The organism is Pseudonocardia sp. CA-142604 (genome assembly GCF_050948475.1).
In the GTDB taxonomy this organism is placed as follows: domain Bacteria; phylum Actinomycetota; class Actinomycetes; order Mycobacteriales; family Pseudonocardiaceae; genus Pseudonocardia; species Pseudonocardia alaniniphila.
In genome coordinates this window covers 6,769,818-6,785,749 of record NZ_CP192045.1, presented here as the reverse complement: position 1 = coordinate 6,785,749, position 15,932 = coordinate 6,769,818, and the positions used below count along the sequence as shown (strand labels likewise).

General features: G+C 70.3%; 14 protein-coding genes. 9 read left to right on the top strand and 5 right to left on the bottom strand.

All coding sequences use genetic code 11. The features are described 5' to 3' along the window. Positions 1-109: 109 nt before the first annotated feature. Complete coding sequence (locus ACQPZQ_RS30715) at positions 110-397, bottom strand: hypothetical protein (RefSeq protein WP_433286554.1); 288 nt, start codon at positions 395-397, stop codon at positions 110-112. Between the two features lie 547 nt (positions 398-944). Next, positions 945-1,565: a TetR/AcrR family transcriptional regulator gene (locus tag ACQPZQ_RS30710; RefSeq protein WP_433286552.1), complete on the bottom strand. Its 621-nt coding sequence runs from the start codon at positions 1,563-1,565 to the stop codon at positions 945-947. Positions 1,566-1,626: 61 nt separating this feature from the next. On the opposite strand from ACQPZQ_RS30710, the gene ACQPZQ_RS30705 reads away from it, so the two are divergent. The 3 genes from ACQPZQ_RS30705 to ACQPZQ_RS30695 all read left to right on the top strand — a co-directional run bounded on the left by ACQPZQ_RS30705 (position 1,627) and on the right by ACQPZQ_RS30695 (position 4,010). Further along, positions 1,627-2,250: a hemerythrin domain-containing protein gene (locus tag ACQPZQ_RS30705; RefSeq protein ID WP_433286550.1), complete on the top strand. Its 624-nt coding sequence runs from the start codon at positions 1,627-1,629 to the stop codon at positions 2,248-2,250. Positions 2,251-2,314: 64 nt separating this feature from the next. After that, positions 2,315-3,217 (top strand): TIGR03619 family F420-dependent LLM class oxidoreductase, encoded by a 903-nt coding sequence (locus ACQPZQ_RS30700; protein WP_433286548.1) that lies wholly within the window; start codon positions 2,315-2,317, stop codon positions 3,215-3,217. Then, positions 3,207-4,010 carry an SDR family oxidoreductase gene (locus ACQPZQ_RS30695; RefSeq protein ID WP_433286546.1) on the top strand — a complete coding sequence of 268 codons (804 nt, stop codon included), beginning with the start codon at positions 3,207-3,209 and terminating at the stop codon, positions 4,008-4,010. Before ACQPZQ_RS30700 ends, ACQPZQ_RS30695 begins: the two co-directional genes overlap by 11 nt. Positions 4,011-4,032: 22 nt before the next feature. Here the strand turns inward: ACQPZQ_RS30695 and ACQPZQ_RS30690 are convergent, their stop codons facing one another. From ACQPZQ_RS30690 to ACQPZQ_RS30680, 3 genes are all read right to left on the bottom strand, one after another. Beyond that, complete coding sequence (locus tag ACQPZQ_RS30690) at positions 4,033-4,650, bottom strand: nitroreductase family protein (RefSeq protein WP_433286544.1); 618 nt, start codon at positions 4,648-4,650, stop codon at positions 4,033-4,035. Between the two features lie 126 nt (positions 4,651-4,776). After that, positions 4,777-6,528, bottom strand: coding sequence for an AMP-binding protein (locus ACQPZQ_RS30685; RefSeq protein ID WP_433286542.1), 1,752 nt, complete (start codon positions 6,526-6,528; stop codon positions 4,777-4,779). Between the two features lie 85 nt (positions 6,529-6,613). Continuing rightward, positions 6,614-7,225: a TetR/AcrR family transcriptional regulator gene (locus ACQPZQ_RS30680; RefSeq protein ID WP_433286540.1), complete on the bottom strand. Its 612-nt coding sequence runs from the start codon at positions 7,223-7,225 to the stop codon at positions 6,614-6,616. Between the two features lie 67 nt (positions 7,226-7,292). On the opposite strand from ACQPZQ_RS30680, the gene ACQPZQ_RS30675 reads away from it, so the two are divergent. The 6 genes from ACQPZQ_RS30675 to ACQPZQ_RS30650 are packed head-to-tail and all read left to right on the top strand — an operon-like array spanning position 7,293 to position 15,931. Continuing rightward, on the top strand, positions 7,293-8,444 hold the full coding sequence (locus tag ACQPZQ_RS30675; RefSeq protein WP_433286538.1) for an acyl-CoA dehydrogenase family protein: 1,152 nt from the start codon (positions 7,293-7,295) through the stop codon (positions 8,442-8,444). 12 nt (positions 8,445-8,456) lie between these two features. Then, positions 8,457-10,043 (top strand): AMP-binding protein, encoded by a 1,587-nt coding sequence (locus ACQPZQ_RS30670; protein WP_433286536.1) that lies wholly within the window; start codon positions 8,457-8,459, stop codon positions 10,041-10,043. Continuing rightward, entirely contained in the window at positions 10,043-11,641 is a 1,599-nt protein-coding gene (locus tag ACQPZQ_RS30665; protein WP_433286534.1) for an acyl-CoA carboxylase subunit beta, read from the top strand. Before ACQPZQ_RS30670 ends, ACQPZQ_RS30665 begins: the two co-directional genes overlap by 1 nt. Before the next feature lie 4 nt (positions 11,642-11,645). Further along, a complete protein-coding gene (locus tag ACQPZQ_RS30660; protein WP_433286532.1) occupies positions 11,646-13,619 on the top strand; it encodes a biotin carboxylase N-terminal domain-containing protein in 1,974 nt (657 codons plus the stop codon). A 46-nt stretch (positions 13,620-13,665) separates the two neighbouring features. Then, complete coding sequence (locus ACQPZQ_RS30655) at positions 13,666-15,165, top strand: class I adenylate-forming enzyme family protein (protein ID WP_433286531.1); 1,500 nt, start codon at positions 13,666-13,668, stop codon at positions 15,163-15,165. Between the two features lie 7 nt (positions 15,166-15,172). Further along, positions 15,173-15,931 (top strand): enoyl-CoA hydratase/isomerase family protein, encoded by a 759-nt coding sequence (locus ACQPZQ_RS30650; RefSeq protein ID WP_433286529.1) that lies wholly within the window; start codon positions 15,173-15,175, stop codon positions 15,929-15,931. Position 15,932: the final 1 nt, after the last annotated feature.

Below are 15,932 nucleotides of genomic sequence, written 5' to 3'. Positions count from 1 at the left end.
ACGGGCAGTAGCGGAGATCCCGCTAGGCAATTGCACTGCCTGCGTGCAGTCAGCCGACAGCACGCAGGCCGTGCATTGGCTCAGGAGTCTTGCCCGGGAGTTGCCGAGGCTAGAGCGGCTTCTTGAGCATTTCATCGGTGTCTGTGCTGAATGCGTAGCCGTGGCCGCGCGGCTCATCCGGGATCTCGATCAACATTCCACCGTTGCCAGTAGCGATACCGTGCGAGCCGGTATGAACCCAGGCGGGATCGACCCCTATGACAGACCTCTTCCCCTCGGCGTCTTCGACAAGAGCCCAGAGCGCGACGGCCGAGAAAAAAGACCGGCTTTCCTCGATGTGCTCGACCCACCAGCCGGGCGCGGCCGGGATGATCTGGACGATCTCGAACGGTGGCATCAGGCGACCCTATCGATCAGGCGCGGCGGCGGCGAGGGTCCTCGTAGCAGCGCCAGACGGCGACATCGTGGACGTTGCTCACTGGGTAGCCTCCCGCGGCTGTAGAGAGGGGGTCGACGCGCGGGCGCTTCGACCCCTCGGGTTCCAGATCCCGCGAGGGCGGGGCTCCGGGTTCGGCGCGTAACGACAGGCGCGGCTGACTCCCCAGCCCGCGTGTACGCGCGATCGGATTGGTGATCGCCTGGCGTCGGCAGCGCCTGTCAGCGGGCGACATGGTCTGGCTCGCAGCCAGCACGCTGGCTCCGGTGCAACCGCCGATACCGATTGCGTCGAGGGCTGTGCCACTCGAAAATCCGATCCCTCGGATGAGATTCTGGTTTTCCTGGAGTCCTGCAAATAAGGGGCTGACGTCCGGAGGGGCGGTCAGCTCAATTATCCGAAGGGCATAGCGCCGGCACCGGGCCCACGTACGGCATATATGTAAGTAGTCATCTATGTACACATGGCACGAAGTGTGTGCGGTAGCCACCAGATCTGTGCGGTCGACTTATGCGGGGGGCTTGTCTAGTAGGGCCTGTTGGGCTGCGGTCGCCAGCCATGTCTCGGCCCGGTCGAAGTCCCAGCCTCGCTCGCCGACGAGGGTGTACCAGGCAGGCCGGCCGAGGTAGAACCAGAGCAGGTCGACCGCGGCGGTGCCGTCGAGTTCCGGCTTCAGCGCGTTCAGGGCGGCGAGCCGGTCGGCCACGGCCGTGAGGGCGCCGAGGTAGGCCGCCTTGTTCGCGTCCAGGACGGGCGCCGCGGACGGCTCGGTGAGGTTGCGGTAGAGCAGGCCCCAGACGAGTTCCCAGTGCCGCTCGTGTGTCTGTCGGGTGCCCGCCGCAGTGATCGCGATGACCGCACGCGGGTCGTCCGTCGTCGCGATCCCGGTGAGGGTTTGCTCGACCGCGGGGTCTGCGGCCGCCGGTGCCAGCAGGGCTTCGAGAATCGCTGCCTTGCCGCCGGTGCTGCCGTACACCGTCGGGACGGCCACTCGCGCGTCCTTGGCGATGTCCGCGACCGTCACCTGCGCGAAGCCGTTGGCGAGGAACAGCCTCCGGCCGCTCTCGAGGATCGCCTCGCGCGTGGCGAGCGCGGCGTCCCGTCGCCGCGGTGAGTTGTACGAGCGCATCGCTGGATGGTACTGGCGGCAACAGTGTCGAATATTGACCATAGGGCCCTATACTCATACGGTGGCGGGGGTGAAGGCCTCCACGGTGACCGCGGTCGTCCATACCCGCCTCGTGCACGACACCCATCGCAGGGCCAGCACCGTCCTGGCGGAAGCCGCAGCGGATCCGGCGGCCTCCGCGACTGCCCTGGCCGAGCTACGTGACTTCCTCGTCGTGCATCTGGACAGCCACCACAAGTCGGAGGACGACGTCCTCTGGCCGATGATCGAAGAGCGGGCCCCTGGAGCCGCTGAGCCGCTGGCCCGCCTCAGCGGTGAGCACGACCAACTGGAGGCGGCACTCGAGGCGCTCGCCGCGGCCCCGATCGATGAACCCGGTCGCACCGCGCTCGTCGCCGCGGCGGTCGCCGTCCGCGACCTGGTCCATGTCCATCTGGAACACGAGGAGCCCGTCCTGCTCCCGGCGCTGAGCGAGCACATCTCCGACGAAGCATGGGACGACTTCGCCCGGCAGGTCCGGGCGACGACGCCCGGCGTGGGAGCACACCTTCTGGTCGGCTTCCTCGATCAGGTGGGCACCCCGGAGGACGTGGAGATCATTCTGCGAGACATGCCCGCGCCGGTGCGGGCGGAACTGCGCGAACAGGCGCAGGAAACTCTCGGCCGGCTGACGGCGGCCGGCTGATACGCCAGGTGCCGCGAATCCCGAGCGTCGTCGTGGCCCACTGAGACGGACGAGGAGTCCGCGTATGAAGATCGGCTTCAACCTGCCGCAGTTCGGCAGCCATGCGCACCGCCCGGAAGGCGTCGCGATGTTCGCCCGCCGGGCCGAAGAGATGGGGGCGGACAGCCTCTGGGTGGGGGACCGGCTGCTGGCCCCAGTCGAGCCGGAGATCAACTATCCGGGCACCACGGCGTTTCCGACGGAGTTCCGGGCAGGGCTCGACCCGTTCGCGACGCTCACCGTCGCCGCCGTTGTGACCACTCGGCCGCTCCTCGGCAGCAGCGTGCTCATCACACCGTGGTACGCCCCGGCGCTGCTCGCCCGTTCCCTCGCCACCATCGACCAGCTCAGCGGTGGCCGGGTGATCGCCGGCCTCGGTGCCGGATGGGCTCCCGAGGAATTCCGATCCGTCGGCGTACCGATCGCGGAGCGGGGACCTCGCCTCGACGAGTGCCTCGACGCGCTCGCGGCGTTCTGGGGCACGAACCCCGTTGACCACAAGGGCTCGTTCTGGACCACCGCCGCAAGCTACGTCGACATCAAGCCCGTGCAGCGCCCCGGCCCACCCATCTACATGCCCGCGTTCACGTCGACCGGCATCAACCGAGTGGCACGGCGCGCCAACGGCTTCCTCCCAGCGGTGACTCCTGGCTCCTTCGAGCCGACCACCATCACGGCCCCCATGGCACGCATCCAGGATGCAGCTGCCCGATCCGGCCGGGATCCGGGCGAGCTGGACGTCATCCTCCGCGTCAACACGAAAGCCGGTGACTCGGTGGACAGCATCGCCGAGACCATCCTGCGGGCTCGCGACGAAGCCGCAGTGGAGCATGCCTTCGTCGACCTCACCTTCCGCGACCGAGCCACGAGCGTCGAGCACGCCGTGGATCTGGCCGGTCGCGTGCTGGGCCTTGTCCGTGCGCGGTAGGTCGCGCGAGGTCGGGACGGCTGCCGACCGGGTCGCGCTGGTCACTGGCAGCTCACGAGGGATCGGCCGAGCCACCGCGTTGCGCTTGGCCGCTGACGGCGCGGCTGTCGTCGTCAACTACCGCACCCATGCCGCCGAGGCCGAGCACGTGGTCGCCACCATCGCGAGCCGGGGTGGACGTGCCACTTCGGAGCGTGCGGATGCGGCTGACCCCGCGGAGCTTCTCTCCCTCTTCGACTCGGCCGAGCGCCATTACGGCGGTCTTGATGTGCTGGTACTCAACGCGGCCGGCTTCGTGACGGGCCCCTTGGCCACGGCCACCGATCACGATTACGTGCACACCTTCGCGCTCAACGCCCATGCCACCTTTCTCGCATTTCGCGAGGCCGCACGCAGGATGCGTGACGGAGGCCGGATCGTGTTCATTTCTTCGACGGCCACCCGCACGGGCCCGCCCGAGAAAGCCTTGTACGCGGCCAGTAAGGCCGCCGGTGAGCAACTCGTCCGCGTTTTCGCCCACGAGGTCGGCCCACGGGGCATCACCGTCAACAGCGTCCTGCCAGGACCGACCTCCACCGAGGGATTTCCCGCGGCCTCGGTGCCGGTAGAAGCCTTGGTCGCCCGCACTCCGCTGGGTCGGCTGGGCCATCCATCCGACATCGCCGACGCCGTCGGCTTCCTCGCCTCCGATGGAGGTCGGTGGATAACCGGCCAGAGCATCGCTGTCGACGGCGGCCTGTCCACGTCGAACGGCCGGACGCACCTGGAGTCTGCCGAACGCAGCGCACACTGACCTCGACGTGGACGGACGCCCTTCAGCGCAGTGGCGTGCCCCAGTGGTCCGCGTAGGCGACCTCGCTGACAGGTAAGCGTGGCGCGGGCTTGAAGTCCGTCACCGTGGTGTAGGCGACGGGTATGAGACTGGTTTGGGTGATGCCGTCCGGAAGGCGGAGGATCTTCGCCGCTTCTGCCGCTCGCCGCAGGTGGTACGTGGTGAAGGTCGATCCGAGGCCGCGCGAGCGTAGGGCGAGCTGGAAACTCCAGGTCGCCTGGAAGATCCCGCCGTAGAGCACCGACAGGTCGAAGGGGTTGTTGTCCGCTGGTGGGCGGCCGAGCAGGCACGGCACGACCAGCACGGGGACCCGCTCGATGACGTCGATGAGGTGCCGGCCGGAGCGGAGCGCATGCTCGGGCGCCCCCGCGGCCTCCTCCGCTATGTAGGCGGTGCCTTCTTCGCGGAAGAGCGCACCGAGCTCGTTCTTGACGCCTTGGTCGCGGATCACGAGCCAGCGCCAGTTCTGCATGTTCGCCGGGGTGGGGGCCTGCAACGCGAGGCGCAGGCAGTCGTCGATGACCTCGTGCTCGACGGGCCGGTCGAGGTCGAGCTTCAGGCGGACCGAGCGGGTGGTGCTGAGCATCGTGTCGCTGTCCATCGCGGGCCTTTCGGTGGATGGCGTGCAGGCGCGGCCTTGATCAGGCTACGTCGCGTGGATGGACAGCTCTCGGGCACCGGCCACGGTGTGAATGGTTCTTGTGAGCCGTCGTGACGGGGATCGCGGCTATACGTACAACCGCGCATGCTCGGCGCGCAGCTTGTATTTCAGGATCTTTCCCCCGACCGTCTCCGGCAGTTCCGCGACGAACACAACAGCCTTGGGCGTCTCGTACCCGGCCAGTCGGGCGCGGCAATGCGAGATGAGATCGTCGGCGGCGGGACGGCGGCCGTCACGCGGAACGACCACGGCGGTGACGGCCTCTCCCCAGCGCTCGTGGGGGAGTCCGATCACGGCGGCGCGGAGCACGTCCGGGTGTTCGTGGAGCACGGCCTCGACGCGCAGGCTCGAGACGTTCTCCCCGCCGGTCTTCACGATGTCCTTGTAGCGGTCGAGCATGATCCGCAGCCCGTTGTCGTCGACGGCCACGCTGTCGCCGGAGTGGAACCAGCCGCCGCGAAACGCTTCGCGGGTGGCGTCGAGGTCGCGGTAGTAGCCGGCCATCATGATCGGCGAGCGGTAGACCGCTTCACCGGCTCGTCCGCCGCGCACCGGGTCGCCCGCCTCGTCGACGACGTCCGAGGCGAGCATTCCGCTCGGAAGCCCCACGTAGTTCGCGGCCGGGGCGGTGCGGGCGTGTACCTCGGGCCAGCGGGTCGGCCAGAACCGGTGGCAGGCGATGGCCTCGGTCTGGCCGAAGATCCCGAGGGTGACGAAGCCCGGTGCCGTCCGCGCCTCCAACCGCTCGATCAACGACGGGGAGAGCGCGCCCCAGCCGTAGACGAGTGTGGTGAGGGACGTCAGATCGAGCTCGGGGTGGCGGTCGATCTCGTCGGCCATGGCGGCGACGAACTGTGGGGACCCGGCCCACAGCGCCGTCGCCCGTGACGATGCGACGGCCGCGGCGACGGGCCCGGGAGCTGGACGACGGCCGATGACGAGCTCGCCACCGGCGAGAAAGGCGCCGATGGGGAAGATCTCGTCGCCTACGTGGTAGATCATCGGTAGGTAGGTGCAGAGTCGCAGGTCGCTGTCGTGGCGCAGGCCGCGCGACAGCGACAGTGCGAAGTTCAGCCCCGCCAGGTGAGCGCAGTGGTGCGAGAGCATCACGCCCTTCGGCATCGCGGTGGTGCCGGAGGTGAACAACAGCTGCCAGATGTCGTCGCCGTGGATCTGCACTTCGGGTTCGGTGACCGGCCGCCCGTCGATCAGGTCGGCGAACGTGACGCTGCCGCCCACCGCGCCACCGCCGACGGTGATGGTGGCACCCACCGCCGGGCCGGTGGCGGCGAGCACCGGTTCGAGCCGTGGCGAGAGCTCGGCGTCGACCACGACGAACCCTGGCTCGGTGAGCCTGATCAGGTACTCCACGACGTCCGGGGCGAGGGCGGGGTTGAGCGGGACGGCGACCATGCCGGCCTTCGCGATCCCGATCTTGGCGAGGTAGGCCTCCACCGAGTTCTCGCAGAACAGCAGCACCCGGTCGCCGGGCGCGAGGCCTGCGGCGGCGAGAGCGTGCGCGAACTGGTTGGCGATCGCATCGGCCTGCCGGTAGGTGACCGCCGCGAACCGCTCGTCGCCGTAGGCACCGTCCACTCCGGTCAGCGCGAGCTTGTCCGGGTGGCTCCAGGTGACGCGTTCGAGGACGTCGCCGACCGACGTGCGTTCCCAGCGGTGGACGGCGCGCCGCCCGCGCAGCGTCTCCACATCGATGAGCGCGGCGGCCGGCAGGTCGGAGCCGTGCGGGTGATGGGGGAGCCAGTGCGGCCCGTGGTCCGCCGTCGGTTCGGCACCTGTTCTGTCGCTCGTCGCGGTCATCGTCCACCCCTCCGCCGTCGCGTCCCGGCTCACAGCATGGCGTGAGCGGGACCACACGACAAGTGATGTAGTGATGATCGGTTCACTACTGCGGGGATGCGGTGGGCTCCACTCCGAGGCAGGCGTGCGCCATCCCGTATAGCTGCGTCGCCAGCCGCTGGGGGTCGAGGCCGCTGCGGAAGAACAGGGTGGACTGGATCGCGCCGATCGCTGCGTGCACGGCCAGTCGCAGCTCACCGTCGGCGAGATCGGGCCGCAGCGGGGCGAGCACGCCCACCCAGTCCTCGATGTAGTGCCGCTGCAGCCGTCGCAGCCGCCGCCGGTCCTCCTCGGGCAGGTTGTGCGCCTCGCGGTGATACACCGCCAGCACGCTGCGGTCCTCGATGGCGACGCGGACATGCTCCGCCACCAGCGCGGACATAGCGGTGGCGTCGTCCGGCGCCTCGGTGAGGATGCGCGCCGCGCCCTCCTGCAGCCGGTCCATCACACGGTCGAGCAGTGCGACGAGGATGGCGTCCTTGCTGCCGAAGTGCCGGTACACGCCCGACCCGACGATGCCCGCCTCGGCTCCGATGTCGGCCATGCCGATCGTGTGGAAGCCCCGCCGGGCGGCAAGCTCGGCGGCCACGGCGAGAATGCGCTCACGGCGGCCGGGGTCGCGCGGAGCACGCGCGGCGGAGGAGGGCGCAGCCGTCATCTATCCATCATGACAGCCGCGCGGTACGGTCCACCACGAGTGAACGACGAATCACTTGGGAGCCAGCGTGGACGTCGTCGAGACCGACGAGCACCGGGACCTGCGGGCAGCCGTCGGAGCGATCGCTGCGCCCTTCGGCGGGGCCTACTACGCGGAGCACGCCCGCGCGGGGCAGGAGTGCACCGAGCTGTGGCAGGCGCTCGGCGACGCCGGGTTCATCGGGGTGAACGTCCCCGAGGAGTACGGCGGAGGCGGTGGCGGACTCGCCGAGCTGACGATCGTCTGCGAGGAGATCGCGGCGAAGGGCGCGCCGATCCTGCTCCTGCTGGTCACCGCGGCGATCTCGGCCGAGGTGATCGCCGAGTTCGGCAGTGAGGAGCAGCGCAAGGAGTGGCTGCCCGGGCTCGCGAGCGGCCGCACGAAGGTCGTCTTCGCCATCACCGAACCGAACGCAGGCTCCAACACCCACCAGCTGGCCACGACGGCCCGCCGCGTCGGAGACGAGTGGGTGCTCGACGGCGAGAAGTACTACATCTCCGGCGTCGACACCGCGGAGGCGCTGCTGGTGGTGGCGCGCACCGGCCGCGACGAGAGCGGCACGGCGCAGCTGTCGTTGTTCCTCGCTCCCACGAACGCGCCCGGCCTGACCGCCATGCCGCTGCCGGTCGACGTGATGCTCCCCGAGCGCCAGTTCACCCTGCACTTCGACGGCGTGCGCCTGCCCGCCTCGGCGCTCGTCGGGGAGGAGGGCCAGGGCTTCCGGCAGGTCTTCCACGGCCTCAACCCCGAGCGGATCACCGGGGCGGCGCTGTGTGTCGGCATCGCCCGCTATGCGCTGGACCGCGCGGCGCAGTACGCCCGGGACCGGCAGGTGTGGGGCAGGCCGATCGGCGCGCACCAGGGCGTCGCGCACGCTCTCGCGAAAGCGAAGATCGAGACCGAGCTGGCTGCGCTGATGACGCACCGGGCGGCGGCGCTGCACGACCGCGGCATGCCGGCGGGGGAGGCCTCCAACATGGCGAAGTACGCCGCCGCGGAGGCGGCGATCGCTGCCGTCGACGCCGCGATGCAGACCCATGGCGGCAACGGCGTGTCGGCGGAGTTCGGGCTGCTGCCCTACTGGGGCCTGGCCCGGCTGCTGCGCATCGCGCCGGTGAACCGGGAGATGATCCTCAACTTCGTGGCCCAGCACAGCCTGGGCCTCCCGCGCTCCTACTAGGGGGGACATGCGATGGGCCTGCACCACAACCTCATCCAGCGGGTCAACGTCGGTGATGCGCTGACCCGCGTGGCGTTCGCCCGGCCCGACGCGCCCGCGCTCGTCGACGGCGACCGCCGCTTCACCTACGGGGAGCTCGACGCCTGGGTCAACCGGCTCGCGCACGGGCTCACCGCACGTGGCTACGCGACCGGCGACGTCCTCGCGCTGGCCTCGGCCAACAGCGCGGAGTTCCTCGCCGTCTACTACGCCTGCGCGAAGCTCGGTCTGGTCTGCGTGCCGATCAACCTCGGCTGGCGCGCCGACGAGATCGCGTACGTGCTCGGGCACTCCCGCGCCCGCGGGATCGTGGTGGAGAGCCAGCTCGTGGGGGCCGTCGGCTCCGCGGTCGCGCAGGTGCCCGGGGTGGCTGATGTGGTCGTCGCACCCGGCACCGCGCAGGAGTACGTGGCCGAGCCTGCCGACCGGGACTGGACCACGCTGGACGCGCTGCTCGCCGAGGACACGTCCTCACCCGAGGTGGTGGTGCAGGACCGGGCCCCGCTGTCGTATCTCTACACCTCGGGGACGACGTCGTTCCCGAAGGGCGTGGTCGCTACGCACCTGGGGATCCACCTGGAGTCGATGTCCGCGGCACTCGACTCGGGCTGGCGGTCCGACGACCGCTTCATCGCCATGATGCCGATGTTCCACACCGCGCAGCTCAACGCCTTCTGCACGCCCGCGGTCGTCGTCGGCGCCACGATCGTCATCCATCGTGGCTTCGACCCCGAGCGCTTCCTCGACACGATCGAGCGCGAGCGGATCACGCAGGTGTTCGGGCTGCCGATGATGTACCGGGCAGCACTCGACCATCCGTCGTTCGGCGGGCGGGACCTGTCGTCGTTGCGGCGTGCCGTCTACGCCATGGCCCCGATGCCCACGGCGCAGATCGAGGCCTGCCTCGCGGGCTTCGGCTGCGACTTCGCGCTGCTGTTCGGGCAGACCGAGATGAGCCCGATCACCACGCTGTTCCGGCCCGAGCACCAGCTCTCCCACGTCGGTGCGGTCGGCACGCCGCTGACGGGTGTGCAGGTCGGGATCATGGACCCCGAGGGGCGGCTGCTGTCCCGTGGCGAACAGGGCGAGATCGTCTACCGCGGGCCGTCGACCATGCAGGGCTACCTGCACGATCCCGACGCCACCGCCGCCGCCTTCGCGTACGGCTGGTTCCACTCCGGCGACGTCGGGCGGTTCGGCGACGACGGCGTGCTCTGGTTCGCCGACCGTTCCAAGGACGTGATCAAGACCGGCGGCGAGAACGTCGCCTCGATCGAGGTCGAGCGGGCGGTGTACGACACGGAGCCCGCGGTCGCCGAGGTCGTGGTCGTCGGGCTGCCGCACGAGCGATGGAGCGAGGCGATCACGGCGGTCGTGGTGCCGAAACCGGGAGAGAAGATCGACCCGGACGCGCTGCGGGTGCGGCTGAAGGAGCGGCTCGACGGTTACAAGGTCCCGAAGTCGGTGATCGTCGTCGACGCACTGCCACGGACGTCCACCGGCAAGATCCAGAAGAACGTGGTCCGGGACCTGCACGCCGGGCATTACGGGGAATTGTGATGACCGTCCTGAGGTCGCAGCTCGACCTGTCCTCCGAGACCTACGCGAGCAACCGCAAGGCCCAGCTCGAGGTGCTGGCCCAGCTGGACGAGCAGCTGGAGCTGGTCGTCGCGGGCGGCGGAGAGCGGTACATGCAGCGGCACCGCGACCGCGGGAAGCTCCCCGTCCGCGAGCGCCTGGAGCTGCTCCTCGATCCGGACAGCCCGTTCCTGGAGCTCTCGGCGCTGGCGGCGTGGGGCACCGAGTTCACGGTCGGCGCGTCCGTGCTCACCGGCATCGGCGTGGTGCGCGGCGTGGAGTGCATGGTGATCGGCCACGACGCCACCGTGCGCGGCGGCGCGATGAACCCCTACTCGCTGCGCAAGACGCTGCGCGCGCTGGAGATCGCGCGGGTCAACCGGCTCCCGGTGGTCAACCTCGTGGAGTCCGGCGGCGCGGACCTGCCCACCCAGGCCGATCTCTTCGTCCCCGCCGGGCGGATCTTCCACGAGCTGACCGAGCTGTCGTCGATGGGCATCCCGACGGTCGCGATCGTCTTCGGCAACTCGACGGCGGGTGGCGCGTACGTGCCGGGCATGTGCGACTACGCCGTGCTGGTCGACCGTCAGGCCAAGGTGTTCCTCGGCGGTCCGCCGCTGGTGAAGATGGCCACCGGTGAGGAGTCCGACGACGAGTCGCTCGGCGGCGCGGAGATGCACTCCCGCGTCTCCGGGCTGTCGGACTACTTCGCCGCCGACGAGCACGACGCGATCCGGCTCGGCCGTCAGATCATGTCGCGCATCAACTGGCGCAAGCTCGGTCCGCCCGCGGCGGTGAACCCCGAGCCGCCGCGCTACGACCCCGAGGAGATCCTCGGGATCATCTCCCCGGACCCGAAGGTGCCCTTCGATCCCCGTGAGGTGCTGGCGCGCACCGTCGACGGCTCGGACTTCGACGAGTACAAGCCGCTCTACGGCACCTCGCTCGTCACGGGGTGGGCGAGCATCCACGGCTATCCGGTGGGCGTGCTCGCCAACCACCGTGGCGTGCTCTTCAGCGAGGAGGCCAAGAAGGCCAGCGAGTTCATCCTGCTCGCCAACCAGACCGACACCCCGCTCGTGTTCCTGCAGAACACCACCGGGTACATGGTCGGCGCCCAGTACGAGCAGGGCGGGATCATCAAGGACGGCGCCAAGATGATCAACGCCGTCACCAACAGCACCGTGCCGCACCTGACTATCAACATGGCGTCGTCGTTCGGGGCGGGCAACTACGGCATGTCCGGACGCGCGTACGACCCCCGGCTGATGTTCGCCTGGCCGGGCGCCAAGCTGGCCGTGATGGGTGCGGCGCAGCTCGCCGGCGTCATGTCGATCGTCGGCCGGGCGTCGGCGGCGTCGCAGGGCAGGCCGTTCGACGAGGAGGCCGACCGGAGCCGGACCGCGGCGATCGAGGCCCAGATCGAGGCCGAGTCACACGCCTTCTTCGTCACCGCCCGGCTCTACGACGACGGCATCGTCGACCCCCGCGACACCCGGACCGTGCTCGGCATGTCGCTGTCCACCGTCCACTCGAACACCGTCGCCGGCCGTCGTGGCTTCGGCGTCTTCCGGATGTGAAGGCATGATCTCGAAGCTCCTGGTCGCCAACCGCGGGGAGATCGCCGCGCGGGTCATGCGCACCGCCCACGCCGTGGGCATCGCCACCGTCGCCGTCTACTCCGACCCGGATGCCGACGCCCCCTTCGTCCGCCTCGCCGACGAGGCGGTGCGCCTGCCCGGGGCCACTCCGGCGGAGACCTACCTGCGCGGTGACCTCGTCGTCGCCGCGGCGACGGCCACCGGCGCCGACGCCGTGCACCCCGGGTACGGGTTCCTGTCGGAGAACGCGGACTTCGCCAGGGCGTGCGCCGAGGCGGGGCTGATCTTCGTGGGGCCCTCGCCGGACGCGATCGCGTCGATGGGGTCGAAGATCGAGGCCAAGTCCCTCATGGAGAAGGCCGGGGTGCCGGTCCTGCCCGGCGCCACCGTCACCGAGCACACCGACCTCGCCGCGGTCGCGGCGGACATCGGGTTCCCGGTGCTGGTCAAAGCCGCGTTCGGGGGCGGCGGGCGCGGCATGCGCGTCGTCGGTGACCCGGCTGAGCTCGCCGAGGCCGTCGAGGGCGCGCGGCGGGAGGCCGAGTCGGCGTTCGGGGACGGGACGGTGTTCCTGGAGCGGTTCGTGGTCGACCCGCGCCACATCGAGGTGCAGATCCTCGGCGACGCCCACGGCGAGGTCGTGCACCTGTTCGAGCGTGAGTGCTCCATCCAGCGCCGGTATCAGAAGATCGTCGAGGAGAGCCCGTCGCCGGTCGTCGACGACGCGCTGCGCGCCGAGCTCGGCGCTGCGGCCGTGGCTGCAGGGAAGGCGATCGGCTACACCGGCGCCGGCACCGTGGAGTTCGTGATGGACCGCGACGGGCGGTTCTTCTTCCTGGAGGTCAACACCCGGCTGCAGGTGGAGCACCCGGTCACCGAGCTGGTCACCGGGCTGGACCTGGTGGAACTGCAGCTGCGGGTGGCCGAGGGCGAGCCGCTGCCCCCGGAGGTCACCGGCGCCGCGATCACCGGGCACGCGATCGAGGTCAGGCTCTACGCCGAGGACGTCCCCGCAGGCTTCCTGCCCGCCACCGGCACACTGCACCGCTTCCGCGTGCCCGCGCTGTCCGGCGTGCGCGTCGACTCCGGTGTCGTCGACGGTTCGGTCGTCGGCACCCACTACGACCCGATGCTGGCCAAGGTGATCGCCCACGGCCGCACCCGCACCGATGCCGCACGGACGCTGGCACGGGCGCTGCAGCGGGCCGAGATCCACGGCGTGACGACCAACCGGGATCTGCTCGTCGGGATTCTCCGTCAACCGGAGTTCCTCGCCGGCCGGACCGACACCGGCTACCTGACCAGGAACGATCCCGCTGTGCTCAGCTCGGGCGCCGCAGGTGGCGCGGTGCATGCCGCGGCCGCCGCCCTCGCCGCCCAGGCCACGAACCGGGCGACGGCGCGGGTGGTGGGCGGGCTCCCGTCGGGCTGGCGCAATGTCGGTGGAATGCCCCAGCGCGTCGCCTACACCCTGGGAGAGCAGACCCTCGAAGTCACCTACGCCTTCCGCCGGACCAGGCTGGAGCTGGCCGTGAACGGCGAGCCACTGCCCGTCCGGCTCGTGCGGGCGACGCCGGACGCCGTCGAGCTGGTGGTCGGCGGCGTGCGACGCGCCTACGCCGTGCACCGCGTCCGGGGCTGGTCCTATGTGGACGGTCCCGACGGATCCGCCGCGCTGGCCGAGGTGCCGCGTTTCGCCGACCCGAACGCCGTCGCCCACGCCGGGTCGCTGCTCGCACCCATGCCCGGCGGCGTCGTGCGGGTGCTCGCCACCCGTGGCGCCGCGGTCACTGCGGGGCAGCCGCTGGTGGTGCTGGAGGCGATGAAGATGGAGCACACCGTCGCAGCGCCGGTCGACGGCGTCGTCGCCGAGATCGCGGTCGCGCCCGGCGACCAGGTGAACACCGGGCAGGTGCTGGCCGTGGTGGAGGAGCCCGGGCCGGAGACGGCTGGGTGACCGTGCCGACCGTGTGGTCCGAGGCCTTCCGGAGGGGAGCTCGACGATGAACATCGCCACCCTGCTGCGCCGCGCCACGGCTGACCATGCCGGTCAGGTCGCGCTGCGGCTGGACGACACCGAGATCGGCTACGCGCAGTTCGCCGAACAGGGCGCCCGGTTCGCCGCCTACCTGCACGAGACCGGTGTCGCGCCCGGCGAGCGGGTGGGGTTCTTGCTGCCCAACTGCCCCGAGTACCTGGTCGGGCTGCTCGGAACCTGGCAGGCGGGGGCCGTCGGCGTCCCGCTGAACTCCCTGTTCCCGGACGGGCCACTGCGGCATGCGATCATCGATGCCGGGCTGACCAGGCTCGTCGCCCTGCCCGGCGATGTCGAGCGGCTCACGACCCTCCTCGACGGAGCGACCCCGGAGATCCTCACGACCGGACCTGGCGGTGGGTTCGCCGCAGCCCTCGCCGCCCACGAACCGGTCCATTCCGTCGTCCCGCGGCTCGACCGCGACGAGGCCCTGATCATGTACACCTCCGGCTCGACCGGGGTGCCGAAGGGCGTTCGCCAGACGCACCGCAACATCGCCGCCCAGGTCGACGGCGTCATCGACCTCTATCAGCTCACCGCAGCCGACCACGTGCTGAACTGCATGCCGCTGTTCCACGTCGGCGGACTGCAACTCGGGAGCCTGCCGATCCTGCTGCGTGGCGGGCAGATCACCTTCATGCCGCGCTGGGACGTCACCGTCTGGCTCGACCTCGTCCAGCGGCTGCGGCCCACGTTCGGCGGCCTGATCTCCACGATGATGATCGACGTCGGCAACCGGACCGTGCAGCAGCCCGTCGTGCTCGACTCGTTCCGCATCTGCATGTTCGGTGGCTCCCGCACTCCCACCGCGGCGATCGAGCGGCTCGAGGCGGGCACCGGGATCCAGGGCGTGGAGATCTACGGGCAGACCGAGCAGAGCGGGCTGGCCGTCTCCTACGCACCCGGTGACGTCCGCCGTTCCGACTCGATGGGCAAGCCCCTGGAACAGGTCGTATCCACCCGATTGGTTCCCGTCGACGGCAGTGCGGACCTCGAGCCGGGCGAGGAGGGCGTGGGTGAGCTCTGGGTGCAGGGCGACGCGGTGACACCCGGATATTGGGGGGTGGACGCGCCGGAGAAGTGGTCGGACGGCTGGTTCCGCACCGGCGATCTCATGTCCCGCGACGCCGACGGCTACCTGTACTACGTCGACCGGGTCGACGACATGATCGTCTCCGGCGGCGAGAACGTGTTCCCGCAGATGGTCGAGGAGCACCTCGCCGATCACCCCGACCTGGCCGAGGTCGCGGTGATCGGCACCGCACACGAGCGGTGGGTGGAACAGGTGACGGCGGTGGTCGTGCCGAAGCGGGCGGGCCTGACCACCGAGGAGATCGCGCAGTGGTGCGCCACCAACCCGAACCTGCGCGGGATGCACAAGCCGCGCCGCATCGAGATCGTCGACGCTCTGCCGCGCACCGGAAGCGGCAAGCTCAACCGCCCGGAGCTGCGGAGGATGTTCAGGTGAGCGATCGATGACCACGACGTACGAGGTGGTGAACAGGGTTGCCTGGCTGACCATCGACCGTCCCGAGGCCCGCAACGCGCTGAGCAAGGACGTGCGGGACGGGCTGTGGGAGGGCACGCACCGGTTCGTCGCAGACGACTCCGCCGCCGTGCTCGTCCTGACCGGAGCCGGGGAGAAGGCGTTCTGCGCGGGCGGTGATCTCAAGGAGATGGCCGAGGCCGGCTTGGAGATCCCGCCACCGGACTTCCTGCCGCAGTTCGGGCGCAACGTGGAGGTGGCCAAGCCGACGATCGCGGCGGTCAACGGTGTCGCGTACGCGGGCGGGTTCCTGCTGGCCCAGCAGTGCGATCTGGTGATCGCCGCGGAGCATGCACGGTTCGCGGTCAGCGAGGTCAAGGTGGGGCGCGGTTCGCCGTGGGCGGCGCCGCTGTCGTGGCTCGTACCGCCCCGGGTGGCGCTGGAGATCCTGCTGACCGGCGACCCGCTCGATGCCCATCGGGCCCGCGAGGTCGGGCTCGTCAACCAGGTGGTGCCTGCTGGGGAGCTCCGCGAACGTGCCCAAGCGTTGGCCGAGCGGATCGCGGCGAACGCCCCGCTGTCGGTGCGGGCGGCGAAGCGCACGGCGTACCTGTCGGCCGAGCACACTCGCGCGGAGGCCTACGACCGTGCGGAGGAGATCTGGGCGCCGGTGTACCGATCGGCCGACGCACAGGAGGGGCCTGCGGCGTTCCGCGACAAGCGGGCCCCCGTCTGGCAGGGGAGGTAGC

Excerpts from the sequence above, each read along its gene's own strand:
- ACQPZQ_RS30660 (WP_433286532.1), top strand. The coding sequence starts at position 11,646 with ATGATCTCGAAGCTCCTGGTCGCCAACCGCGGGGAGATCGCCGCGCGG.
- ACQPZQ_RS30685 (WP_433286542.1), bottom strand. The coding sequence starts at position 6,528 with ATGACCGCGACGAGCGACAGAACAGGTGCCGAACCGACGGCGGACCAC.
- ACQPZQ_RS30670 (WP_433286536.1), top strand. The coding sequence starts at position 8,457 with ATGGGCCTGCACCACAACCTCATCCAGCGGGTCAACGTCGGTGATGCG.
- ACQPZQ_RS30650 (WP_433286529.1), top strand. The coding sequence starts at position 15,173 with ATGACCACGACGTACGAGGTGGTGAACAGGGTTGCCTGGCTGACCATC.
- ACQPZQ_RS30715 (WP_433286554.1), bottom strand. The coding sequence starts at position 397 with ATGCCACCGTTCGAGATCGTCCAGATCATCCCGGCCGCGCCCGGCTGG.
- ACQPZQ_RS30665 (WP_433286534.1), top strand. The coding sequence starts at position 10,043 with ATGACCGTCCTGAGGTCGCAGCTCGACCTGTCCTCCGAGACCTACGCG.
- ACQPZQ_RS30655 (WP_433286531.1), top strand. The coding sequence starts at position 13,666 with ATGAACATCGCCACCCTGCTGCGCCGCGCCACGGCTGACCATGCCGGT.
- ACQPZQ_RS30700 (WP_433286548.1), top strand. The coding sequence starts at position 2,315 with ATGAAGATCGGCTTCAACCTGCCGCAGTTCGGCAGCCATGCGCACCGC.
- ACQPZQ_RS30680 (WP_433286540.1), bottom strand. The coding sequence starts at position 7,225 with ATGACGGCTGCGCCCTCCTCCGCCGCGCGTGCTCCGCGCGACCCCGGC.
- ACQPZQ_RS30690 (WP_433286544.1), bottom strand. The coding sequence starts at position 4,650 with ATGGACAGCGACACGATGCTCAGCACCACCCGCTCGGTCCGCCTGAAG.
- ACQPZQ_RS30710 (WP_433286552.1), bottom strand. The coding sequence starts at position 1,565 with ATGCGCTCGTACAACTCACCGCGGCGACGGGACGCCGCGCTCGCCACG.